Here is a 24,245-nt window from a genome sequence, read left to right as displayed (position 1 = left end):
CGGTCCCTCACCTCACTGTGAGCGCTTCATGGCACGGCCCAGAGTATCGAGCCCGACCGAGCCGAGGCCCAGGGCCCGGGTGTGGAAGTCCTTGAGGTCGAAATCGGCACCCGCCGCAGCCTTCGCCTCGTCACGGTACTGCTCCCACAGTCGCTGACCGATCTTGTAGCTCGGTGCCTGCCCGGGCCAGCCGAGGTAGCGGTCGAGCTCGAAGGCCAGGAACGACCGGTCCATGGCCACATTGTCGGTGAGGAATTGCCATGCCTTCTCGCGGTTCCAAATCCCTCCGCCGAGGCTCTCAGGCGCCTCGAGGCCGAGGTGGAATCCGATGTCGAGGACGACACGGGCGGCACGCAGCCGCTGCGAATCGAGCATGCCGAGATAGTCGCCGGGATCGTCGAGGAACCCGAGATCGGCCATGAGCTTCTCCGCGTACAGAGCCCACCCTTCACCGTGGCCGGACACCCAGCACATGAGGCGGCGCCAGCGATTGAGGGTATCGGAGACGTAGGTGGCCTGACCGACTTGCAGGTGGTGGCCGGGCACACCCTCGTGGTAGACGGTGGTCTTCTCCTGCCAAGTGGCGAAATCCGTGACGCCTTCGGGCACCGACCACCACATACGGCCGGGGCGGGAGAAGTCGTCGGTCGGGCCGGTGTAGTAGATGCCGCCGGTGGCCGAGGGGGCGATCATGCACTCGATCGTGCGAACGGGTTCGGGGATGTCGAAATGGGACTTGCCGAGTTCGCGGATCGCTTCGTCGGCTACCTCCTGCATCCAGTCCCGCAGCGCCTCGGTGCCGTGCAGGGTCCGCTGCGGGTCGTTGTTCAGGGCGTCCATGACCTCGAACAGGTCGGTGCCGGGCATGATCTTCTCTGCCACTTGGCGTTGCTCGGCGTCGATGCGCTCGAGTTCTTCGAGACCCCAGGCGTAGGTCTCGTCGAAGTCGACCTCGGCGCCGAGGAAGTCCCGGGAATACAGTGCGTATGCTTCGCGACCGCACGCCTCGTCGTCTCCGGCGGCGGGCAGCACCTGTTCGCCGAGGAATTCGGCCAGTTTCGCTGCGGACTCGCGAGCCTCCTCGGCGTGGGTGTCGAGATCCGAACGCAGGGCGTCGGGAACATCGGCGCCGGCGACGAGGCGATCGAAGTTGCTGCCAGGTTCGGCCAGGGCACGGGCCTGTTCGATGACCTTCTCGACCTGGATGCGAGCGGCGACGCGCCCGTTGTCGCGTGCCATCGCCAGGGACTCCTGGTAGCCGGCCAATGAGCCGGGCACGGCAGCCAAAGTGGTCGAGATCGTCTCCCAATCGGCCGTGGTCTCCGTGGGCATGAGGTCGAAGGCGTCGCGGACTTGCTGCAACGGGGATTCGATGACGTTGAGGCTGGCGTGCTTGATCCCGGCGGCAAAGTAGTCGCGGTCGACGCCGAGGCGATCTCGCATCGCATCGATGGTCACGAGGTCGACGTCGTCGAGGTCGGAGCCGTCCGCGGCCTCATCGAGGCGGGCCAGGGTCCGTACGGTGACATCGTTGACCGCGGAGAGTCCGGCCGGTGAGAAGTCGTCGAAGCCCTGTGCACCGTCGAGTCCGAGGTAGAGGGCGAGGGAAGGGGAGAGGGCGAGCATGTCATCGACGTAGTCTTCAGCGACCGCATCGACGGCGGAGGGGGTTCTCTTCACAGTCATGATGACCACCCTATCGCGAGCTGGGTCACATCCGTGGTGGACCGGACCGCGCAATCAGCGCGAACCCGCTAATGTGTCACTGTTCCCCGCAGGCAGCAGAAAGTGAGACCGATCTCCAGTGGCACGAGCGAAGCTGTGGACGAAGGACTTCATCGTCGGAATCGGGCTCAACCTCTCGATGTCGATGGTCTTCTACCTGCTCATGACGTCGATGGCAGGGTACGCGGTGGCACGGTTCTCCGCCGGTGAGGCCGCTGCCGGCTTCGCCTCCTCCTCGTTCGTCGTCGGTGCCGTGGTCGCTCGCGTGCTGACGGGCAAGTACCTTGACTTCATCGGCAGGCGCACTCTGCTCATCATCACCATGGCGGTCTCCGTGCTCGCCTCCCTGGCCTATATCTACGCTGGCGACCTCTCTGTGCTCCTAACGCTGCGCATCGTCCACGGAATCGCCTTCGGGGCCGGGAACACCGCGATCATGACGGCTATCCAGAGCATCATCCCCGCCTCTCGCCGGGGAGAGGGCACCGGGTACTTCGGCACGGCGACGACTCTGTCGACGGCGCTCGGGCCCTATCTGGGGGTCCTCCTGCCCCGTGAGTTCGACTTCGTCATGCTCTTCGTCGCCTCGGCGTTCATGTCCGTCCTAGCGCTCATCTGCTGTTTCCTCATCCGGCTGCCCGTGCAGGAGATCAGCGACTATCAGCGGCGCACGAAATGGCATCTCAAACTCGGCACCCTCGTCGATCGGGACGGGCTGCGGATCGGTTCGGTGATGCTTCTGGCCGGCACCGCCTACGCTGCGGCGCTGGTGTTCCTCGCCGGCTATGCGGCCGAACACGGCGTCGCCTCCGCCGCGTCCCTGTTCTTCGTGGCCTTCGCCGTGGCGTCCCTGTTCGCGCGTCTGTTCGTCGGCAGGTTGCAGGACACCTTCGGTGACAATGCGGTGATCTTCCCTGTCTTCGTCGCGGATATCGCCGGCAATGTTCTGCTGGCGCTGTGGCCGACGATGACGGGGATCGTTCTGGCCGGAGTGCTCATCGGCCTCGGTTTCGGTTCGCTAATGCCGTGCATGCAGGCGATCACAGTGAAGTCTGTGCCCATGAACCGCGTCCCCGTCGCCACCGCGTCGTTCTTCCTCCTCCTCGACGCAGGCTCCGGCATCGGCCCGGTCATCCTCGGCTTCCTCTACCCGTTCACCGGCGGAAACGGAATGTTCCTCGTCTGCGCCGGACTCGTCGTCCTCGCCATCGGCGTATACGTCGTGGTGCACGGACGTCGCCGAGGCGGTCGCCCCGGCCGCGAATACCTCACCTGATCCCTCTAATTACTACCTGACGGCGGCTCAGCAACCTGGCGCGAGTTTCCACACTGGGTTGCTGGGCCGCCGTCAGGTAGTAATTGGGGAGGGGCGGGCGCGATAGGCTGGACATAACCGACTGGAGGATGAGAATGAAGTTCGCGCTCGCTCAGATCAACACCACCACCGAGGTGGCCGACAACCTCGAGAAGGTCCGTTCCTATGCCCGTCGGGCCGCCGCGAGGGGAGCCCGGTTCGTCGTCTTCCCCGAAGCGACGATGTCGGCATTCGGATCCGGCCTGCGCATCATCGCCGAGGAGCACTCCGAGTCGTGGAGAAGGGCGCTGAGTGAGTTCGCGGACGAGACCGGGATCACCGTCGTCGTCGGTGAATTCGCGGCCACGGACGACAAGGTCATCAACCTGCTCGCAGTGTATTCCCCTGACGGCCAGCGCAGCGTTTATGCGAAGATCCATCTCTACGATGCCTTCGGCTTCAAGGAATCCGACACCGTCGCGGCGGGGGATGAGCCGGTGCTCTTCACCGTCGACGGCGAGGACATCGGTCTGGCCCTGTGCTACGACATCCGGTTCCCGAAGCTCTTCGCCGAACTCAGTCGGCGGGGCGCACGCCTGACCGTCGTCGCCGCTTCCTGGGGTGCGGGACCGCGCAAGGCCGAACAGTGGGAGATCCTCGCTCGCGCCCGTGCCCTGGACTCGAATATGTTCATCGCCGCCCTCGGCCAAGCCGATCCCGAAGTGACTGGCGTCCCGGTTCCGAAGAAAGGGCCGACCGGGGTCGGCCACAGTCTGGTCTCCGACCCCCTGGGCGAGGTGCTCAACTCACTCGACGGTAACGAACGACTCGAGATCGTCGAGATCGACCTCAACGCCGCCGATGCCGCAGCGGAGACGGTTCCAGTGCTCACGAACGCGAAACTCGGGTACTGAGCTCGAGATGGGCGCTCAGCGCATTTCCGGTGAAAATGCGGCGACTGCAATACTGTTCTCATGAGTTCTGGTTCAGAGGTCCAAGCGTCACCGCCGGTCGAGGGACTGCGCGAACGCAAGAAGCGTGAGCGCGGGCAGGCTCTTCGCCGTGCCGCCATCGACCTGGCCCTGGAGAAGGGCTATCACAACGTCACCGTCGAAGACATCTGTGAGCGCTGCCGAGTCTCCCGACGGACCTTCTTCAACTACTACTCATCGAAGGACGAGGCGCTGCTCGGTCGCGCGGACACCGTCTTCGACGAAGAGGACCAGCCGGCCATCGAGGAGTTCGAGGCCGGGGGACCCCATGGACGCCTCGTCGCCGACCTCGAACACCTGCTCGCATTCATCGTCGCCACTCGGATGGAGAAGCGCGACGATATGCACCAGTACCATCTCATGCTCAAAAAGGACCCGTCGCTGATCCCGCTGCAGATGTCGCGGATGGGCAATAACGAACGGCTCTTTCGGCAGATCATCCAACGCCGCCTCGACGGGACCCCCTCGGCACCGGTCGACGTCATGGGGGCTCACCCCGGTGACTATGCCGACGACGATATCGAAGTCTCCGCGCGAGCCGAAGCCGTCGCCGCTTTGGCGATGATGGCGCTCAAGGCGACATTCACCCGGATGCGACGGGTCGACGGAGATCCGGGGCCAGTGATCGACAGACTCTTCGACGAACTGCGTGCGCTCTTCCGCGAAGAAGCCGATTAGCGAAGCAGCCGACTGGAACTGAGGACCGTCGGTCGCCGCTGCCGCTTGAGGCGACAGTGGCACGGGAGACCCGACCCCGGTACGGGAGTCCGTTGAAGGCCGGAGCCTCACCGGCCCAGGTGCTGGTCCCAGGTCTGTGGGAGACGCTTGCGCACATTGCGGCGTGGAGCCCGGAAGCCCGCCCGATCGCCCTTGCGGGTCTCGGACTCGGCCTCCGCGCTGGCCTGCTGGGCCGCATAGGTGATAGCCACCTGACGGATCGCCACGACCGCGGCCACAGCCGCCGCACTGGCCATCTCGTCGCTGATCGGTTCGCCGTCATCGGCGCGCACCTGTGAGCGTCCCTCCGCAGAGGGCACCCGCAGCGCCCCGTCCGAGGCTGTGGCCCCGCCCTCCTCGGCGGCGAAATCCTCACCGGGGACGGTCACCTCGGCGTCGACTCCGCCGGGCAGGTTCGTCTCGGCGTCGGTCTGCAGATCATCGCTCATAGGGGGATGTTACCGTGCTTGCGCGCGGGAGCGTCGACGTGCTTGTTCTTCAGCGCACGCAGGGAACGCACGATCCGGCTGCGGGTCTCACTCGGCTTGATGACGGCGTCGATGTAGCCTTCCTCAGCGGCCAGGTACGGGTTGAGCAGCGCATCCTCGTAGTCCTGGATGAGTTCGGCACGTGCCGCTTCGACATCCTCGCCGGCCTCTTCGACGGCCTTGAGCTTGCGGCGATAGACGATGTTCGCAGCACCCTGGGCACCCATGACCGCGATCTGCGCGCTCGGCCAGGCGAGATTGATATCGGCACCGAGCTGCTTCGACCCCATCACGCAGTACGCGCCGCCGTAGGCCTTGCGGGTGATGAGGGTGACGAGCGGAACGGTGGCCTCGCCGTAGGCGTAGATGAGCTTGGCGCCGCGGCGGATGATGCCGCCGTACTCCTGGTCGGTGCCCGGCAGGAACCCGGGCACATCGACGAAGGTGAGGATCGGCAGGTTGAAGGCATCGCAGAGGCGCACGAAGCGTGCGGCCTTCTCCGAGGCGTCGATGTCGAGGGTGCCGGCCAGCTGCATTGGCTGGTTGGCGATGACGCCGACGCTCACACCTTCGACGCGGCCGAAGCCGGTGACGATGTTCGGAGCGAAGAGCTCGGAGACCTGCAGGAAATCGCCGTCGTCGAGGATCGTGGTGACGACGTCGAGGATGTCGTAGGGTTGCGAAGGCGAATCCGGCATGAGCGTATCCAGGGCCTCGTCCTCGGGATTCACCGACAGATCGGACTCGAACTCGTCGGCATCGGCCGGATCGAGGTTGTTCTGCGGCAGGAACGAGAGCAGATCGCGCACATAGTTGAGCGCATCGTCCTCATCCGAGGCCAGGTAGTGCGCGTTTCCGGACACGGTGTTGTTCGTCCGTCCGCCGCCGAGCTCCTCATGGCCGACGGACTCTCCCGTGACGGTCTTGATGACGTCGGGGCCGGTGATGTACATATGGCTGATCTGATCGACCATGATCGTGACGTCGGTCAGTGCGGGGGAGTACACGGCGCCGCCGGCCGAGGGACCCATGATGAGCGAGATCTGGGGGATCACTCCGGACGAGGCGACGTTGAGGCGGAAGATCTCGGCGAACAGCGCAATCGATCCGACGCCTTCCTGGATTCGGGCGCCTCCCGAGTCGTTGATGCCGATGATCGGGCAGCCGAGCTTGAGAGCGAGCTTCTGCACCTTGACGATCTTGCGGCCGTTGGCTTCGGCGAGGGATCCGCCGAGGACTGTGAAGTCGTGGGCGAAGACCACGACGGTCTTGCCTTCGATCGTGCCCAGTCCGCAGACGACTCCGTCACCGTCGGGGCGGTTGTCCTGCATCCCGAACTGGTGATTGTGATGGCGGGCGAATTCGTCGATCTCCTGGAAGGAGTCGGCGTCGAGGAGAGCGTCGATGCGTTCACGGGCGGTCTGCTTGCCGCGCTTGTGCTGGTTGTCCACCGAGCGCTGATTGCCCGTGTGGGCTGCTTCTCGACGCTGGGTGAAAGCGTCGATGCGCTCGGCTGTGGTCCGTGGAGTATCCGTCATGTCTCCACAATAACGATGACGTGAGACTTCGTTGTGCACTCTCACCAAAAGAATCTAGAGTGGCCTGGTGAACAGCCAACACAATTCCCTCCTCGTCGACGTCGACTCAGTGCGCCGCACCGCTGCCGACCGTGGTCTTTCGCTCCCGCCGCTGATCTGGGACGATAGCTGCACGTCGACGAACGACGAACTTGCGGGAGTGGTCCGAGAAGGAGCCGCCGCCGGTTCGCCCGTGGCCGAATTCACCATCCGCGGCACCGACTTCCAGAACGCCGGACACGGTCGTCTGGGCCGGACCTGGACGGTGCCCGCCAGACGGTCGCTGACGTGGTCGATTCTGCTCACACCCCCGGCCGGGTTCTCCCAGTGGGGATGGATCCCGCTCATCGCCGGTGAGGCCGTGCATTCCGCCGTCACCGAGGCGGGGGTGCCGGCCGCGATCAAATGGCCCAACGATGTGCTCACCGCCGAGGGCAGGAAGCTGTGCGGGATCCTCGCACGCGTCGAACCCCTGGCCGGCGGACCGCAGATCGTGTTGGGGATGGGGCTGAACACCAGGTTGGAGCCTGCTGATCTGCCGCGCGAAGACGCGAGCTCGCTGGCGATTGAAACCGAAGCCGACGGTTCAGAAATTGATCATGAAGCATTGCTAGTCTCGATTCTCGGCACACTGATCCCCTGCTACAGAGAGCTGATCGACTATGGAGATGAGGATTTCCGCGACAGCCGCACAGCGCGGAGAGTGCGTGGTCATATGGTGACGCTCGGGTCGCGGGTTCGGGTGGAGAAGCCCGACGGTTCCGACATCATCGGCACCGCCACGGGCCTGGACGCAGGAGCCGACCTCATCATCGACGATCAGGTGTGCTTAAGCGCCGGAGACGTCCACCATCTGCGTCCGGCCGCGGCCCCGACCGCTGCGGAGAGGAGCGAAGACTGATGGCGGTTTCGGACTTCACCGCCGGTTTCGACATCGTCGAGCCGGAAGGTGTAGGCACACCTGAGGCGGCGGACGCCGGCGGCTCCTCCACGAAGGGCCACCAGTCCGACGACAGAACTCAATCGGACGGTGCAACACCGCAGACCGGCCGTGATCCGCAGACGGCTGCCCAGGCCCAGGCCGATCCAGGCTCTCATAAGAGTGCAGCGCATAGTGATGCGGCGAATCGCACGGATCCCGACGCTCCGATGAGAGCAGCCCCGGAAGGGGAGGGCGAGACGCGATCCCCCGCCGAGCCGGACGACCGTTCCACTGACACCGTCGCCGTCGAGGACGGCGCGGCGAACGCACACGATCAGTTCGGTGACGGCGGAGTCATCAGCGATGTCGGTGGCGGCGACGAACCTGCCGGCGGCCTGACCGGATCCGCTCCTCAGGCGGGAGAGGTCGGCGACGAGCTCGCCGACGAATTGACCGCTGATCCGGGCACAGCCACCACGGACGTGGGGGCCGCCGACGCCGACCCTGACATCGACGTCGATGAGGACTTCTTCAGCGGACTGCGCGAGGATCCGCGCACCACAGCGCTGCCGATCATCGACGAGGACGACCCCGACGGAGCTCTCGACGCGGACGGTCCCGACTTCGACGACACGATCTATGAGACCCGAACCGCGGCCGAACGACTCGAAGAGATCCTGCTCGACGGCAAGCGCGTCCTCGACCGACGGGAGGCCGCGAAGCTCGGTGGGATCTCCACGGTCTCGGCCCGGAAGATGTGGCGGGCTCTCGGCATGTCCCAGGCGAAGCCGACGGATAAGGCCTACACCGTCAGCGATGCGCACGCCCTGCGGATCTGGGCCAAGCCCGTCGCCGACGGACTCATCGACCAGACCACCGCGCTGTCCCTGGCCCGGGCGATCGGGCAGACGACGGACCGCCTCGTGGTCTGGCAGATGGAGACCCTCGTCGAATTCCTCACCGAGGAGAAGGGACTGACCGACCCGGAAGCGCGCCGGGATGTCCTGGCCGTCGTCGAAGAGATGATCGACCCGCTGCAGAAGATGCTCACCTACTCCTGGCGGCGCAACCTCGCCGACGTCATGGGCCGTCTCAACGTCAACGTCTCCGACGGGCTGGCCATGGACAACCGGCAGGGCTGGTACGACTCCTCGATGCCGTTGGCCCGCGCCGTGGGATTCATCGACCTCGTCTCCTTCACCCGCCTGTCACAGAAGATGGAGCCACGGCAGCTGGCGGACATGGTCCAGGAGTTCCAGGGCATGGCCTACAACATCGTCGCCACCGGCGGCGGACGGGTCATCAAGACCGTCGGCGATGAAGTGTTCTTCGCCGCCTCGACTCCGCTGGCCGGGGCCGAGATCGCCATGACGCTGATGGAGCGCGTGACCGCCGCCGAGGATCTGCCGCAGGCCCGCGTCGGCTTCGTCTGGGGACGGGTGCTCTCCCGCCTCGGCGATATCTTCGGCTCCAGCGTCAATCTCGCCGCACGTCTGACGGCGGTGGCAGATCCCGGCACGATCTTCACCGACGAGGAGACCGCACGAGTGCTCTCGGCCTCGGATGACTACGTCTTCGAACCGCGCGATTCGATTTCGCTGCACGGACTCGGCGAGACCGCCATCGGTGAGATGAAGCGCGGCACCGCAGCCAAGATGCACCTCGACCTCGACGACGATCCCGAGAACTCGGACCAGTGACCGACGGCTGAGCCCGACACCGAGGTGGTGGGCCCAGCAGTTGTGCCGACCGGCGGTGCCAGGCCCCGCCGGTGAGTCGGCCCCGAGCTCAGAACAGGGCGGAGTCGTCGTCCTCGTCATCCTCGTCATGGGAGACGATCACGGCGCCTTCGGTGTCGAACTTCGACCGCGCGATCTCGTCCTTGGCCTCGTCGAGGTCGAGATCGAGCTCATCGAAACTGGTCGCCAGTCCCTGCTGTCCCCGCTGCTTCTGGCCCGCGGATCGCTTTCCTCCGGACTTCGGCTTCTTTTCGCCGGTGCCGGACGCGGACTCCGCGTCAGCTTCGGTGTCGGCTGAAGCCTCAGCCGATTCGTCATCGCCGGCCTCCGGGGACTGGTCGTGGGCTTCGGCGCCGCCGAGGCGGGGCAGGGTGCCGATGACATCGATCTTCGACTCCAACGGCGATCCCGTCCCGTCGCGACGGGAGAGTTCGGCCGGAAGCGTGCGTGCACCGCCGGCGGTGGCGGCAGCCTGCGGAGAGTCGCCGACCCAGGCCAGCGACAGTTCGGTCTCGCCCTTGAGGAACTTGTGGGCGCGCACCCCGGAGGTGCCTCGCCCTTTGGTCGGGAACTCGGAGAATTCGCTGACCTTGATCGACGACGATGGGGCGCCGTAGAAGTTCTCACCGCTGGCGATCGTGACGACCGCGAAGCTGCCGAGCTCGGCATCCGCGGCACCGTCCTCGTCGGTCTTCGCCGCCTTCGGAGTCATTCCGAAGAAGATCACCTTCGCCTCGGCGGCCACCTTGATTCCGGCCACGCCCGAGGCGTTCCAGCCCTGTGCACGCAGACCGGAGCCGTCGAAGGCGAGCAGTTGAGCATTCGAGGTCACGAATACGGAGAGGGAATCGTCGATGTCCTCGGGTTGGGCGACCCCGACGACGGAGTCCTTGCCCTTGAGGGTGATGGCTTCCCACTCGTTCTTGTTCGGCCGACTGGCCACCGACACGCGTTTGACGACGCCGTCGGCGGTGCCGAGGACGAATTCCCGGTCGAGGTCGATCAGACCGATGATCTTCTCGTTCTTCTCCAGCGCCGCATATTCGGCGATCTTCACACCGCCGGCGACATTGGGCCGTGCCGCGGCCGGCGGCAGGGCGGGCAGATCGACGACGTCGACCATGTGCAGGCGACCGGTGGTGGTGATGGCGCCGACCTTGCCCTGAGTAGTGGTGACGATCTCCGAGACCAGCGCATCATGGCTGGAGCGGCGACCCTCACGTGCCAGCGGAGCGGCATCCGAGGTGCGCGCAATGCGTCCGGAGGTCGACAGCAGCACCCGGCAGGGAGAATCGGCGATCTTGAGGTTCGCCGGAGCCTTCTTGCCTTTGGCCGTCAGCTCCTTCATCGAGCCTTCGATGAGGACGGTGCGTCGCGGAGAGCCGATGACCTCGGCCGTGGACTCCAGTTCCGAGGCGACGAGCTCCCGCAGCTTCGCCTCATCGGCGAGCAGTGATTCGAGGTAGTCGATCGTCTTCCTCAGCTCGTCGCGTTCGGCCTCGAGTTCGAGACGCGAGAACTTCGTGAGCCGACGCAGCTGCAGATCGAGGATGTAGGTCGCCTGCAGCTCGGAGAGCTCGAAGACGTCCATGAGGCGGGTGCGGGCCGTGGCCGCATCGTCCGAGGAGCGGATGAGCTGGATGACCTCATCGATGTCGAGGATCGCAATGAGCAGACCTTCGACGAGGTGGAGCCGGTCCTTGGCCTTGCGCAGCTGGAATACCGTGCGCCTGCGCACCACGTCGATGCGATGGGAGAGGTAGACCATGAGCAGCTCGCGCAGCCCCAAGGTCCGCGGCTGCCCCTCGACGAGGCAGACGTTGTTGATGCTGAACGATTCCTCGAGGGGGGTCTGGCGGTAGAGCTCGGCCAGCACGGCCTCGGGGTTGAAGCCGTTCTTCACACCGATGACCAGACGCATGCCGTTCTTGCGATCCGAATAGTCATCGATCGAGGCGATTCCGGACAGCTTCTTCGCCCCGACCGCGTCCTTGACCTTCGACACGACCTTCTCCGGTCCCACGAGGTAGGGCAGCTCGGTGACGACGATTCCCTTGCGGCGGGCACTGATGTTCTCGATGGACACAGTGGCTCGGGTGCGGAACGTGCCGCGACCGATCTCGTAGGCCTCGCGCACTCCGTCGAGGCCGATGATCCGCCCGCCGGTGGGCAGATCCGGGCCGGGGATGAAGCGCATGAGCTCCGAGAGTCCGGCTTCCGGATTGCGGATGAGGTGGGCGCAGGCGGCGATGACTTCGCTGGGATTGTGCGGGGCCATGTTCGTGGCCATGCCGACGGCGATGCCCGACGCGCCGTTGATGAGCAGATTCGGGAAGGCACTGGGCAGGACCTCGGGCTGAGTGAGCGTGTTGTCGTAGTTCGGCACGAAGTCGACGACGTCTTCGTCGAGCCCGGCGATCATGTGCATCGACGCGGTCGTCAGTCGAGCCTCGGTGTAGCGCGGGGCAGCGGGACCATCGTCGAGGGAGCCGAAGTTGCCGTGGCCGTCGACCAGGGGCACACGCATGATGAAGCCTTGACTGAGGCGCACGAGGGCGTCGTAGATCGCAGAGTCGCCGTGCGGGTGGAGCTTGCCCATGACATCGCCGACGATGCGCGAGGACTTCACATGTCCGCGGTCGGGGCGCAGCCCCATATCGCCCATCTGGTAGACGATGCGACGCTGGACGGGTTTGAGGCCGTCCCTGGCATCGGGCAGTGCGCGGGAGTGGATGACCGAGACCGCATATTCGAGGAACGAACTCTCCATCTCTGAGGAGACGTCGACTTCGATGACTCTGCCTTCGGGCATGGAACTCCTTTGACGCACGAACTGTTCGATTCGAACACCCGCCCGCGCCGAGGCCTGACCTCAGTGGGGGAGGGCACCCGTCGATTCTAGCGTTCGATTTGCGCTCTCCGGCTCAATCAAGCATTCCCGGAGGGTCCGTGTCGAAGTTCAGGCGCTGTCGCGGCTGCCGCGCAGCCACTGGAAGAACTCCCTCATGTAGGCCTCGACATGTGCACGATCAGCCGTGCCGGCGACGAGTTCGCTGACCATCATGCCCGCGACCGAGCTGTTGACCCGCTCCGCGTACTCGGCGTCGATGCCGGCGAAGCGCATGATGAATTCCCTGATCGCACGGAGGTTCTTCTCCTTGGCGATCACTGCCTCCGGCGGCAGCGCCGGATCCAGGCTGAGCATCATCATCGTGTAGAACCGATTGCGATCCGTGGTCAGCCAGTTCATGCAGAAGTCGATGGCGACCTCGATCGCGTCCGCGCCCGGAGCACGCATCAGCTCCGGCAGGCGCTCGAGCTGCTGGGAGTTGAGTTCTCCGATGCGCTCCATGATTCCGGTGATCAGGGCATCGCGGGTGCGGTAGACATTCGAAGTCGACCCCACCGGCAGTTCGGCCAGTGCATCGACTGCCCGATGGGTGAGCCCGCGGACTCCTTGTTCGGCGACTACGGCGATCGCGGAGTCGGTGACGACGTCTCTGCGCGAAATCATGACTGTGAGGCCTCGCTCTCATGGGACACCCGCTGAATGCGGACGCCTGGGACGGTGGATGACCAGTGACTGGCCACAGACAATGGCCGCCGGAGCGGCCATCCATTAAAACACGAATTCATAACATTTCGTGGTGAACGGATACAGACACTACCCGTCAAGTCTGCGAATTGGTATAAGACGCGCCAATATGGCGCTGAGACACCGAAAGTCGAAGGCGTCCTGCGGCGGGCGTGGATTCTCCTTTCAGCTGGGCGGGTGTCTGCTCCGAACCGTCTCAGCTCAGCAGTCGGCGGGTGCCGTCGATGCGGGTGGGGTCGGACAGCAGATCGACACGGGCGCTGAGCACATGCCCCTCGGTCTCCGTAGCGATCATCGGATGGATGACGAGTTCGAGGATCTGCGGATGACGCTCGACGAGCACGGAGAGCCTTTCGAGGACGTCGATGAGCGGGTCGATGTTCATCGGCGGGAGACCGCGGTAGCCGAACAGGCGCGGGGAGGCCTTGACCGTGCGGATCATGTCTTCGGCCTCCCGATCCGTCAGCGGCGCGACCCGGTGCGAGACGTCGCCGAGCAGCTCGGTCGTGTCCCCGGCCAGAGAGAATGACAGCAGCGGTCCGAGGAGGGGGTCCTCGCCGGCGCGGATGACACACGGGACACCGTGGGGGGCCATGGCCTGAACGTCGACGAGGGGCTCGTCGTCGCCGATCACCTGGGTGATGATCCGCTGCACGGCAGCGAAGTCCTCGGCCAGTTCTTCGGGCGAATCGATGTTCAGGCGCACCCCGCCGAGCTCCATGCGGTGCCGGAGCACGTTCGTCACCGCCTTCAGCGCCACGGGATAGCCGATCTTCTCGGCGGCGGCGAGCCCCTCGTCGACCGAGGAAGCAGCGATATAAGGCAGGACCTCGATCCCGTAGGCGCGGAGCAGCTCTCTCGTGGCATCGCGTTCGATGCGAACCGGTGTGCCCAGCGGCGCCCCGTCGAGAGCCGAATCGATGATCGAACGCACCGCTTTGTCGTCGATGTCGTCGAGTTCGACGTACCGACCGTGGTCGGCGGCGCGCCAACGCGAGTAGTCTGTCGCCCTGGCCAGCGCCCACACGGCATCCTCCGGGCCGATGTAGCTGGGCACCGTGCGGGAGACGCGGTTGCCGTCCTGGTCCTTGAGGTAGCTGGTCAGTTCGTCGCGGACACCTTGAATGCCGAGGAAGCAGGCCACAGTGGTCTTCTCCGACTGTGCGGCGGCCTCGGACAGCAGCGCGGCGATCTCCGACTCCTCGGCTCCCGCCGACGGGGTGAAGGTGACTATGAGCGAGTCGACGTCATCGCGGGCATACATCGCATCGAGTTCGGTCCGGAAGGTCTCCGCATCGACCTCGGGGTGCAGGGACACGGGCTCGGTGTCGACGCGCAGACCTTCGGAACGGGCGCGCTGCATGATCAGGGTGCTCATCGCCGCGGAGTTGCCGATGACACCGACCCGGCGGCCCGCCGGCAGCTTCTGGGTCGAGAACACCTGGGTGAGGTCGAAGAGCTGGTGGATCGTATCCGCGCGGATCACTCCCGCCTGCTCGAGCACCTGGTCGAGGGTGTTCGGCGCCAGGGACGAGGTGCGCACGATATGCCCGGGCGGCAGCTCCCGCCCCGTGAGGTCGGACTTGATGACGACGACGGGTTTGACGCGGGAGACTCGACGGGCGATGCGCGAGAACTTGCGCGGGTTGCCGATGGATTCGAGGTAGAGGCCGACGGTCTGCGTGGCCGGATCCTCCTCCCAGTACTGGAGGAGGTCGTTGCCTGAGAGGTCGGCGCGGTTGCCTGCGGAGACGAAGGTGGAGATGCCCAGTCCGCGGGTCTTCGCTGCCGCGAGCAGGGCGGTGCCCAGCGCTCCGGACTGACTGAAGAGCCCGAGCGTTCCGGAGGCCGGGAGGAACGGGGCCAGAGAGGCGTTGAGCGAGATCTCGGCGGCCTCGTTGACCAGTCCGAAGGAGTTCGGCCCGACCACGCGCATTCCGTAGGCGCGGGAGGTTGCGACCATGCGGCGCTGGAGTTCGGCCCCTTCGGGACCGGTCTCGGCGAATCCGGAGGAGATGACGAGCACGGCTTTGACCCCGTGCACGGCACAGTCCTTGACCACCTCGGTGACGGATTCGGCGGGCACGGCGATGACCGCGAGGTCGGCCCTGCCCGGCAGCGCGTCGAGGCTCGGATAGGCCTGGACGCCGGCGATCTGATCGGCTTCGGGGTGGACGACCCACAGGTCGCCGGTGAACTTCGCGGCCGTGATGTTGCGGATGAGCAGATGGCCGGTGGAGTTGCGTTTGCGGCTGGCGCCGATCACCGCCACCGAGGTCGGGTGGAGGACCGTGCGTACGCTCAGGGCCTCGGCCCTGTGTTCCCTGGAAGCCTGCACTTCGATGGACCGCGCCGTGGGATCGATGTCGAACTTCACGGCCACGACACCGTCGTCGAACCCGCGGGAGACCTCGTAGCCGGCGGCCTGGAAGACCTGCAGCATCGACCGGTTCTGGGGAAGCACCTCGGCGGTGAAGCGCTGGATCCCGGATTCGCGCGCGGCCGCGGCCAAGTGCTCCAGCAGGATCGAACCGATCCCGCGGCCCTGGTGGGCGTCGGCGATGTTGAACGCCACCTCGGCCTCGGTGTCGCTGATCCGGTCGAAGCGACCGACGCCGATGATGTCATCGCCGATGAGCATGATCAGCGCCACTCGGTCGTGGTGGTCGACGTTGACGAAGCGATCGAGATCGCGCTGCGGCAGCCGGGGCAGCGGAGCGAAGAAGCGCAGATAGACGGATTCCGGCGATTGGGCCTCGTGCATGCGGGCCAGGGCAGCGGCATCGTCGGGGGTGATCGGACGCAGATGGGCGGTGCCGCCGTCACGGAGGACGACATCGGCTTCCCACCCGGCAGGATAGTCTTCCATGGTTCCAGCATAGGCGTCGGACGCCCGGTTATGGCGGTCCTCGCTGGGACAAGTCAGAGGAGTGGGGCACAATGGTGGGCATGGCATTACCCGAGGTTCTCGTTCACGATCTGCAGGCGGCCGGCTACTACCCGCAGCTCACTCAAGGCATACTCGCCGACTCTCTCTACGACGAACCGGTGTTGGCTCACTTCGTCCACATCGACACCCATGTCGACATCGAATCGATCCACCGGCATGTCACCGCCTTCGTGCTGACCGAGACCCGACTGCTGTTGGCCCATGTCGATGACGATCCGAACGCGGAACCCGGTTCCAAGCCGCGGGCGGTCACGAGCAGCGAGGACATCGAACTCGATCGCCTGGGCACCGTGATGGTCGGCCGCACCTTCGCCGATCCGGCCGCCTTCGAACCCGGTGACAAGCCAGTCGAGGTCTCGCTGACGATGTCCTGGGGCGCGTCGAAGCGCTTCGAGGCGTTCCCCGAGACCTGCGGGGATCCCAACTGCGTGGGCGATCACGGATACGGAGGGTCGCTCTTCGCCGAGGATGTCATGCTCCGGGTCTCGGCCGAGGCCGAGGGGCAGGTCGCCGTCGACCGGATGGCCGACTTCGCCGGGAAGCTGCGTGCCGCGGTCTTCCACGCCCGGCTGCGGTCGCGCCGCTGATGAGCGAGGACTCGACGAGTCAACGGCAGCAGGACCCATCCGGTGCTGAGCACCTGGGGCCCCCGGACTATGCGGGTCCCATGCTCTCCGATGTCGTTCCCGCCGCGGCGCTGAGCCTCGGTGCGGCCGACGCCCTCGATGCGCCGATGTCCGATCGTGCACGGACGCTCAGACTCGACCGGGAGTCCCGGGCGACGATCGTCGTGCTCGTCGACGGTCTCGGGGAGCAGCAGCTGCGACGCTACAGCGGATACACTCCCTTCTTCCGGTCGCAGGCCGGAACACGCCGTACCCTGTCCGCCGGATTCCCGTCGACGACGGCGAACTCTCTGTCGTCGTTGGCCACGGGCCGCCTGCCCGGCGCCCACGGCGTGGTCGGCTACCGCGTTCTCGACCCGGAGAAGGACGCGGTGTTCAACCAGCTGACGTGGAACCTCGACGTCGACCCCGTCGCCTGGGTCCCCGATGCGACGCTCTTCGAGCGCCTCACCGATGCCGGAATCGATGTGGTCAGCCTCGGAGAGAAGAAGTTCGCCGGACGCGGCCTCAACCGGGCCTCGCTGCGCGGCGGCAGATTCCGGGACTCGAAGAGCCTGGAGGAGCGCTGTGCCCAGGCTCTCGCCGAGGCGAGGGCTCCGGGCCGCCGCCTCGTCTACCTCTATTGGGGCAATCTCGACAAGACCGGTCATGTGCACGGTGCGGACTCTGCCGCTTGGACAGAAGAACTCGAACGCGTCGATCTCGCCCTGTCCCGACTCGCCTCCGACCTGCCGCACGACGCGACCATGCTCATCACCGCCGACCACGGCATGGTCGACGTCGACCATGAACGTCGTTTCGACCTCGCTGAACTCCCTGAGCTCAAGGCCGGCCTGCGCCACGTCGGTGGTGAGCCGCGCGCACTGCATCTCTACGCCGCTGAGGGCGCGGAGGCGGACGTGCTCTCGGTCTGGCAGGAGACGCTCGGCGACCGGGGGCTCATCCTGCCGAAGGCCTCGGCGATCGACCGCGGCTATTTCGGTCCAGTCGCCCCGCACGTCTATCCGCGGATCGGGGATTTCCTCGTCATCTGCACCGATGGCTTCGCCGTGGTCGATTCGGAAGTGGAATCCGCCTCGGCGCTGGCCCTCATCGGTCACCATGGTTCCACCACGGAGCAGGAGCTGCAGATCCCGCTGCTCGTCGTGTGAGCGGTGCCGACTGCAGCCGAGATGACTCACCACCGACCTTCTGGGAGCACCCGTTGACGACGATCCGCTGGACCGAGGACGGCATCGGCCGCGCAGCCGACTGGCATTCGGAGAACGGGGCGCCGCCTCCCGCGACCGTGCAGATCATTGGAGACGAGACAACCGCCGACGAAGCCTGCCGATCGGCACGCGCCGGAGTGGGACTGCTGTGGCGCGGAGACTTCCACAATGGCCGTCAACTCGTGCAGGCGATGAGCCGTCGGCTCAGGGGCGACCGAGGCGGAAACCGTGAAGCCACAGGGGGTCGACGCTCCGGCGGCCGTCGCGGCGGCCGGGGTCGATCCCGCGACAGGCGGGGCAGAGACCAATTCGTGAGCTCCGGGGACAGTGATGGCCCTGCTCTCGATGCCGCGCTGTCATTCTTCGCAGAACGTGACGCCATCGAGCAGCGGGCCCGGCTGCTCGGCAGAGTCGTCGTCGAGCTCGGCTCGGACTTCGACCTCGCCCTGCGCCGTGCCCCCGATGTCGCCGCGGCCTGCCGCGCCGCCTACGGCCCGTCCGACGGACCGGTCTGCGTGTCGCTCACCGAACTCGGCGGAGTGCTCAGCGCTTATGAATGGCAGCTGCGAGGAGTCGAGATCCCGGCTCTGGGCGATTCCGTCCATCCGCGCTACGGCGTCTTCTCGCCTGTGCGGGGAGAGTACCTCGATCTCGTTGCGCAGACGCCCCTGCCGTGGGGAAGGCAGGCCGGTTCGGTTTCGCCCGGCACGGATTCCGCGCAGCCGACTGGCACCGCATTCGACCTCGGAACGGGGACCGGAGTCCTCGCCGCGATCCTGCTGCGGCGCGGCGCTGCGACAGTGGTGGCCACCGACATCAACCCGCGCGCCGTCGCCTGCGCCAGTGAGAACCTCGACCGTCTCTGTCCGGGTGCCGATGTGAGCGTGATCGAGGCCGACCTGTTTCCGCCTGGTCGCGCCGACCTCATCGTGTGCAATCCGCCGTGGCTGCCGGCCCAGCCGACCTCGGCACTCGAGATCGGCATCTACGATCCGGACTCTGCTGTCCTCCATCGCTTCATCGAGAGGCTGACCGACCACCTCACCCCGGCTGGGGAGGGATGGCTGATCATCTCCGACCTCGCCGAACGATTGGGCCTCAGGCCCTCAGGTGAGCTCCGCGAACGCATCGAGGCGGCAGGACTGCGCGTGCTCGAACGCATCGACACGGTGCCCCGCCATTCCCGCGCCGCTGATACCGCCGATGCGCTCCACGCTGCCCGCAGCGCCGAAGTGACCTCACTGTGGCGACTGGGACTGAGATGAGCTGCCGACCGCTCGGCCGATCCACGATATGACCGCAGTCGATCCGCGACAGGCGCGGAAGATAGGATGGCACACGTGACTTTTCCTCGAATCGGTGTCATTGGCGGCGGTCAACTGGCACGCATGCTCGCCCCCGCCGCAGAAGCCCTCGGCGTCCGCTTCTCCGTTCTCGCGGAGACCGCCGACGCCCCCGCCACGCAGGTCATCAGTGAGGTGACCGTCGGTGACTATACGGACTATCCGACGCTCAAGGCCTTCGCCGAGACCGTCGACGTCATCACCTTCGACCACGAACACGTCCCACCGGAGCACCTGCAGGCCCTCGTCGCGGCCGGACACGCTGTGCACCCCGGGCCCGATGCCCTCATCTTCGCCCAGGACAAGATCCGGATGCGCAGGAGGATGGACGAACTCGGTCTGCCCAACCCAGCTTGGGCGGAGATCACCTCGGCCGCCGATGTCGAGGCGTTCGCCGATCGCGTCGGATACCCCTTCATCCTCAAGACGCCCCGCGGCGGCTATGACGGCAAGGGCGTGCGCGTCATCGACAACCTCGACGAGGCCGTCGAATGGCTGAACGAGGTTCCTCAGCTGCTCGCCGAGGAGAAGGTCGACTTCACCCGCGAGCTCGCGGTCATGGTCGGGCGCTCCCCGATGGGGCAGACCGCCGTGTGGCCGGTCGTCGAGACCTGGCAGCAGAACGGCGTGTGCAAGGAGGCCATCGCCCCGGCACCGGATCTGTCCGAGGAGAAGGCGCGGGCCATCACCGAAGCGATCCTCACGGTCGCCGGCACCCTCGAGGTCACCGGCGTCATGGCGATGGAGATGTTCGAGACCGACGAGGGCTTCCTCATCAACGAATTCGCGATGCGCCCGCACAACACGGGGCACTGGACCCAGGACGGAGCGGTGACGAGCCAATTCGAGCAGCACCTCCGCGCGGTCCTCGACCTTCCCCTCGGCAGCCCCGCGGCACGGGAGGACGTGTCCGTGATGGTCAACATCCTCGGCGCCGATCACGACGACCTCTATCAGCCGTACCTCCACGTCATGGCCCATGACCCGGCAGTGAAGGTCCACCTGTACGGCAAGGGCGTGCGGCCGGGGCGGAAGGTCGGCCACGTCAATGCCTACGGCGACGATCGACAGCTCGTGCTCGCCCGTGCGCGGCATGCTGCGGACTTCATCGCCGGCGTCGATGTCGATCCGCACCCGCAGATGCCCGCTCCGGAGGACCTCCGGGCCGAGGGCGAATCCGGCACACGCTGAGTCCCGGACTCATCCGTACGCCTACGCCACCCGCCACCCACCCGCACCGACGGATTCCACCCGCCTGCAACCAAGGACGCACTGATGATGACCACAGCGAACGAAGGCTCCACTCCGACGGCGGCTGCCGTCGGCATCGTCATGGGCTCGGACTCGGACTGGCCGACGATGAAGGCCGCCGCCGATGCCCTCGATGAGCTCGGGATCGAATCGAGCGCCGAAGTGGTCTCCGCCCACCGGATGCCCGAGGACATGGTCGACTGGGCGAAGTCCGCGGCCGACCGCGGCATCCGTGTGATCATCGCCGGTGCCGGGGGAGCGGCTCATCTGCCCGGGATGATCGCGTCGATGACCTCACTTCCGGTCATCGGTGTTCCCGTGCCCCTGAAGCACCTCGACGGAATGGACTCGCTACTGTCCATCGTGCAGATGCCCGGCGGAGTTCCCGTGGCCACCGTTTCGATCGGCGGTGCCAAGAACGCCGGCCTGCTGGCGGCGCGCATCCTCGGGGCAGGTCACGGTGCCGAAGCCGAGGCTCTGCGCACTCGTCTCGATGACTATCGGTCCCAGCTGCGGCAGGTCGCTCTCGACAAAGGGCGGGCGCTGCAGGAATAATAGGGCTTGCTGAACGTTTGATAAGTCTGAGGAGAATGATGTTCGACCTGTACCAGCCCAGCGAAGAGCACGAAGAGATCCGCGCCGCAGTCCGCAACGTCGTCGAGAAGAAGGTCGCGCCGTTCGCCGCCGAAGTCGACGCAGACTCCCGCTATCCGCAGGAGGCGCATGACGCCCTCGTCGAGACGGACTTCTTCGCCGCGCACATCCCCGAAGAGTACGGGGGCATGGGCGCCGATGCGCTGGCAGTGGCGATCATCATCGAAGAGGTCGCACGCGGCTGCGTCTCATCCTCGCTGATTCCAGCTGTGAACAAGCTCGGCAGCATGCCAGTCCAGCTCGGAGGCAGCGAAGAGATCAAGAAGAAGTACTTCCCGTCCGTGGCCGCCGGTGAAGCAGGATTCTCCTACGGTCTGTCCGAGCGCGAAGCCGGATCGGACACCGCATCGATGAAGACCCGTGCCGAACGTGACGGCGATGACTGGATCCTCAACGGGGTCAAGACCTGGATCACCAACGCCGGAGTCTCCGACTACTACACGGTGATGGCCGTGACCGACCCCGACGGAGCACGCGGACGCAACATCTCCGCCTTCGTCGTCGAGAAGTCCGATGAGGGCTTCACCTTCGGTGACAAGGAGCGCAAGCTCGGCATCAAGGGCTCGCCCACGCGAGAGCTCCTCTTCGATAATGTCCGCCTGCCCGGCGACCGCATCGTCGGCGAGCCCGGGGAGGGTCTGAAGATCGCCCTGCGCACCCTCGACCACACTCGGGTCACGATCGCCGCGCAAGCCGTCGGCGTCGCCCAGGGTGCACTCGACTACGCTCTGGCCTATGTCAAGGACCGTCAGCAGTTCGGCAAGTCCGTTGCCGACAATCAGGCGATCCAGTTCATGCTCGCCGATATGGGCATGAAGCTCGAGGCCGCACGTCAGCTCACCTACACCGCCGCCGCCAAGAGCGAGCGCGGCGACGATGACCTCACCTACTTCGGTGCCGCCGCGAAGGCCTTCGCCTCCGATGCCGCGATGGAGATCACCACGGATGCCGTGCAGCTGCTCGGCGGAGCCGGCTACGTCGTCGACCACCCGGTCGAGCGGATGATGCGGGATGCGAAGATCACGCAGATCTACGAAGGCACCAACCAGATCCAGCGCATGGTGATGGGACGCAAGCTCCTCGCCTGAGTCGGATTTCCCAACTTTTCGCCGCCGACCGTGCGCGGTGTCGGCCGGTCGCTGACGAGCGGGCGTGGCAGATTCCCCGGGTGGGAGTCTGCCACGCCCGCTCTTCTGCCTGTGAAGAATCGCACACGCGAAGAATGCGACATGCGCGGCGCGGATGTGCCGGAATCGCCGGTTCTCACGCGACACAATAGGTGAACACAGTGGACTCTGAAGTGACTTTGGCACAGTTGTCTGCTGTGGGCATCCGATGCGGCGAGGGGACCTGTGCGTGGCTTCGCGCGGATGTCGACGCCGGAATCAGTCCGTGAGCAGAGCCCGAAGTGAAGGGAAGTCAGTGGCCGAAACGAGATATGTGGACCCGATCCGCCACCCGTCGTATGCTTCGCAGCCGACGCGTGATGTGCGGGCGTGGCTTCTGCTGCTCGTCACGGCCCTCGTGCCCGGGGGAGTGCAGCTCCTCTTCGGCAACCGCCGCTGGGCGAAGATCTCTTTGTCGATCACCGCCATCAGTTGGATCCTGGCCATCATCGCCGGTGTGATCGTCCTCATCAACCGGACGTTCCTCTTCACCATCGGCACGAACCTCTTCATTCTCACCTTCCTGACCATCTGGGTGCCCGTGATCGCGATCAATTGGGTGGTGTGTCTCTTGGACACCCTGCGCCGGATTCGGATCGTCACGATCTCCCGGAAGGCACGCAAACGCTTCGTGGCGGCCTTCTGCGCCCTCCTGCTCATCGTTGTGGGCCCCCTGGCCTGGGGGACGACGATTCTCAACTCTCAGCGCGGTCTGATGAGCGACCTGTTCGCCTCGGGCAAGGCGCTCAAGCCCGTCGACGGCCGGTACAACATCCTGCTGCTGGGCTCGGATGCCGGAAAGGGCCGGAAGGGAATCCGCCCGGACTCCCTGTCTCTGGTCTCGATCGATGCGAAGACCGGCAAGCCCGTCATCATCGGTCTGCCCCGCAATATGGAGAACGTGCCCTTCCCCGACGACTCTCCGCTGCACAAGCACTACCCGCAGGGGTACAACTGCGGAGACGAATGTCTGCTCAACGCCGTCTTCCAGCAGGGCGAGCAGCACAAGGACGAGTTCGAGGATCCGAAGACAGCCGGCGAGCAGGCGACGATGGATGCCGTCTCGGGTGTCACCGGTCTCGAGGTCCAGTACTACGCGATGATCAACCTCAAGGGGTTCGAGAACCTCATCGACTCCCTCGGCGGAATCACCCTCGTCTCCGGCAAACGGGTGCCGATCTCGTCGAAGGTCGATCCGACCACGGGTCAGCATGGGCCGGTCAAAGGGTGGATCGAACCAGGCAAGCAGAAACTCGACGGATTCCACGCGCTGTGGTTCGCGCGCTCCCGCGAATTCTCCAGCGACTACGAGCGAATGGTGCGCCAGCGCTGTGTGCAGACGGCGATGGTCAAGCAGCTCGAGCCGGCCACAGTGCTCACTCGCTATCAGTCGATCGCGAAAGCCACTCCAGGGGCCGTGTCGACGGACATCCCGTCGTCTCAGGTGGATTCGTTCGTCGATCTCGCGCTCAAGGTCAAGTCGCAGAAGATCGAGTCCGTCGACCTCACCCCGCCGCGCATCACTCCGTCGCGGCCTGACTTCGATGTGGCACATCGGCTGGTAGCAGATAAGATCGAGGAGTCGTCGAAATCCTCGGACGAGGACAACGGCGCGTTCTCGGTTCCCGGAAGCGACCTGTCAGCCGCCGCGGAAGTCGATGCGGCACCCGATCCGAACCCCGGCTCAGGGCCGCAGCTGCTGGCACAGGGTGCCGGCGACTCCTCTGCTGACAACGGCGAAGAAGCCGACGCAAAGGCGATCTGCTACGTGCCCTGAGGCGCTGCTGTGGGACTGGTCGTGATACGTCCGATGACCGGATCGACCGATCCCATGACGATTCCCGGAAAATCTTTCGCTCGGTGTGTCGCGTGCCAATACTGGGAACCACACTCGTGTAATTAGAATATTCCGTTCTGTGGCTAGTCTGACACGCCGAAAATGTGTAACAATTTTGAGATGTTGGGGTTGCCCACCGTTCTGCCAACGGTGAAGGG

18 protein-coding genes are annotated in these 24,245 nt (G+C 65.6%); 12 read left to right on the top strand and 6 right to left on the bottom strand.

The window, feature by feature from the left end:
* Window positions 1–12 precede the first annotated feature (12 nt).
* Window positions 13–1,686 (bottom strand): DUF885 domain-containing protein, encoded by a 1,674-nt coding sequence (locus ACTIIH_RS06810; RefSeq protein WP_441451216.1) that lies wholly within the window; start codon window positions 1,684–1,686, stop codon window positions 13–15.
* A 118-nt stretch (window positions 1,687–1,804) separates the two neighbouring features.
* Between ACTIIH_RS06810 and ACTIIH_RS06805 the strand changes: the two genes are divergently transcribed.
* The 3 genes from ACTIIH_RS06805 to ACTIIH_RS06795 all read left to right on the top strand — a co-directional run bounded on the left by ACTIIH_RS06805 (window position 1,805) and on the right by ACTIIH_RS06795 (window position 4,689).
* Window positions 1,805–3,001: an MFS transporter gene (locus ACTIIH_RS06805; RefSeq protein ID WP_441451215.1), complete on the top strand. Its 1,197-nt coding sequence runs from the start codon at window positions 1,805–1,807 to the stop codon at window positions 2,999–3,001.
* A gap of 134 nt (window positions 3,002–3,135) precedes the next feature.
* Window positions 3,136–3,933: a nitrilase-related carbon-nitrogen hydrolase gene (locus ACTIIH_RS06800; protein ID WP_441451214.1), complete on the top strand. Its 798-nt coding sequence runs from the start codon at window positions 3,136–3,138 to the stop codon at window positions 3,931–3,933.
* A gap of 60 nt (window positions 3,934–3,993) precedes the next feature.
* On the top strand, window positions 3,994–4,689 hold the full coding sequence (locus ACTIIH_RS06795) for a TetR/AcrR family transcriptional regulator (protein WP_441091453.1): 696 nt from the start codon (window positions 3,994–3,996) through the stop codon (window positions 4,687–4,689).
* Window positions 4,690–4,796: 107 nt separating this feature from the next.
* On the opposite strand, the gene ACTIIH_RS06790 is transcribed toward ACTIIH_RS06795, so the two are convergent.
* Both ACTIIH_RS06790 and ACTIIH_RS06785 read right to left on the bottom strand, forming a co-directional pair.
* Window positions 4,797–5,177, bottom strand: a complete 381-nt coding sequence (locus ACTIIH_RS06790; RefSeq protein ID WP_441091454.1) for a hypothetical protein — start codon at window positions 5,175–5,177, stop codon at window positions 4,797–4,799.
* Window positions 5,174–6,754 carry an acyl-CoA carboxylase subunit beta gene (locus ACTIIH_RS06785; RefSeq protein WP_441451213.1) on the bottom strand — a complete coding sequence of 527 codons (1,581 nt, stop codon included), beginning with the start codon at window positions 6,752–6,754 and terminating at the stop codon, window positions 5,174–5,176. The genes ACTIIH_RS06790 and ACTIIH_RS06785 overlap by 4 nt, the downstream gene beginning before the upstream one ends.
* A gap of 67 nt (window positions 6,755–6,821) precedes the next feature.
* Between ACTIIH_RS06785 and ACTIIH_RS06780 the strand changes: the two genes are divergently transcribed.
* Entirely contained in the window at window positions 6,822–7,694 is an 873-nt protein-coding gene (locus ACTIIH_RS06780; protein WP_441451212.1) for a biotin--[acetyl-CoA-carboxylase] ligase, read from the top strand.
* The gene (locus tag ACTIIH_RS06775) at window positions 7,694–9,415 is read left to right on the top strand and encodes an adenylate/guanylate cyclase domain-containing protein (protein WP_441451211.1); all 1,722 of its coding nucleotides are present in this window, start codon (window positions 7,694–7,696) and stop codon (window positions 9,413–9,415) included. Before ACTIIH_RS06780 ends, ACTIIH_RS06775 begins: the two co-directional genes overlap by 1 nt.
* Before the next feature lie 88 nt (window positions 9,416–9,503).
* Here ACTIIH_RS06775 and ACTIIH_RS06770 read toward each other — a convergent pair whose 3' ends face one another.
* The 3 genes from ACTIIH_RS06770 to ACTIIH_RS06760 all read right to left on the bottom strand — a co-directional run bounded on the left by ACTIIH_RS06770 (window position 9,504) and on the right by ACTIIH_RS06760 (window position 15,918).
* Window positions 9,504–12,266: a DNA gyrase/topoisomerase IV subunit A gene (locus tag ACTIIH_RS06770; RefSeq protein WP_441451210.1), complete on the bottom strand. Its 2,763-nt coding sequence runs from the start codon at window positions 12,264–12,266 to the stop codon at window positions 9,504–9,506.
* A gap of 147 nt (window positions 12,267–12,413) precedes the next feature.
* Window positions 12,414–12,968 carry a TetR/AcrR family transcriptional regulator gene (locus tag ACTIIH_RS06765; RefSeq protein WP_441091459.1) on the bottom strand — a complete coding sequence of 185 codons (555 nt, stop codon included), beginning with the start codon at window positions 12,966–12,968 and terminating at the stop codon, window positions 12,414–12,416.
* Between the two features lie 277 nt (window positions 12,969–13,245).
* A complete protein-coding gene (locus ACTIIH_RS06760) occupies window positions 13,246–15,918 on the bottom strand; it encodes a bifunctional acetate--CoA ligase family protein/GNAT family N-acetyltransferase (RefSeq protein WP_441451209.1) in 2,673 nt (890 codons plus the stop codon).
* Between the two features lie 80 nt (window positions 15,919–15,998).
* Here ACTIIH_RS06760 and ACTIIH_RS06755 point away from each other — a divergent pair, with 80 nt between their 5' ends.
* From ACTIIH_RS06755 to ACTIIH_RS06725, 7 genes are all read left to right on the top strand, one after another.
* On the top strand, window positions 15,999–16,586 hold the full coding sequence (locus tag ACTIIH_RS06755; RefSeq protein ID WP_441451208.1) for a DUF5998 family protein: 588 nt from the start codon (window positions 15,999–16,001) through the stop codon (window positions 16,584–16,586).
* A complete protein-coding gene (locus ACTIIH_RS06750) occupies window positions 16,586–17,776 on the top strand; it encodes an alkaline phosphatase family protein (protein WP_441451207.1) in 1,191 nt (396 codons plus the stop codon). Before ACTIIH_RS06755 ends, ACTIIH_RS06750 begins: the two co-directional genes overlap by 1 nt.
* 53 nt (window positions 17,777–17,829) lie before the next feature.
* The gene (locus ACTIIH_RS06745; RefSeq protein WP_180956969.1) at window positions 17,830–19,101 is read left to right on the top strand and encodes a methyltransferase; all 1,272 of its coding nucleotides are present in this window, start codon (window positions 17,830–17,832) and stop codon (window positions 19,099–19,101) included.
* A 66-nt stretch (window positions 19,102–19,167) separates the two neighbouring features.
* Window positions 19,168–20,370: a 5-(carboxyamino)imidazole ribonucleotide synthase gene (locus ACTIIH_RS06740; protein ID WP_441091464.1), complete on the top strand. Its 1,203-nt coding sequence runs from the start codon at window positions 19,168–19,170 to the stop codon at window positions 20,368–20,370.
* An 87-nt stretch (window positions 20,371–20,457) separates the two neighbouring features.
* Entirely contained in the window at window positions 20,458–20,985 is a 528-nt protein-coding gene (purE, locus tag ACTIIH_RS06735; protein ID WP_441091507.1) for a 5-(carboxyamino)imidazole ribonucleotide mutase, read from the top strand.
* Between the two features lie 35 nt (window positions 20,986–21,020).
* Window positions 21,021–22,172: an acyl-CoA dehydrogenase family protein gene (locus tag ACTIIH_RS06730; protein ID WP_441091465.1), complete on the top strand. Its 1,152-nt coding sequence runs from the start codon at window positions 21,021–21,023 to the stop codon at window positions 22,170–22,172.
* Between the two features lie 334 nt (window positions 22,173–22,506).
* The gene (locus ACTIIH_RS06725) at window positions 22,507–24,027 is read left to right on the top strand and encodes an LCP family protein (RefSeq protein WP_441451206.1); all 1,521 of its coding nucleotides are present in this window, start codon (window positions 22,507–22,509) and stop codon (window positions 24,025–24,027) included.
* Window positions 24,028–24,245 lie beyond the last annotated feature (218 nt).

The organism is Brevibacterium sp., from assembly GCF_052105255.1.
Lineage (GTDB): Bacteria > Actinomycetota > Actinomycetes > Actinomycetales > Brevibacteriaceae > Brevibacterium > Brevibacterium linens_B.
Note: the sequence above shows the minus strand (reverse complement) of the source record. Positions and strands in the feature narration are given on the sequence as shown.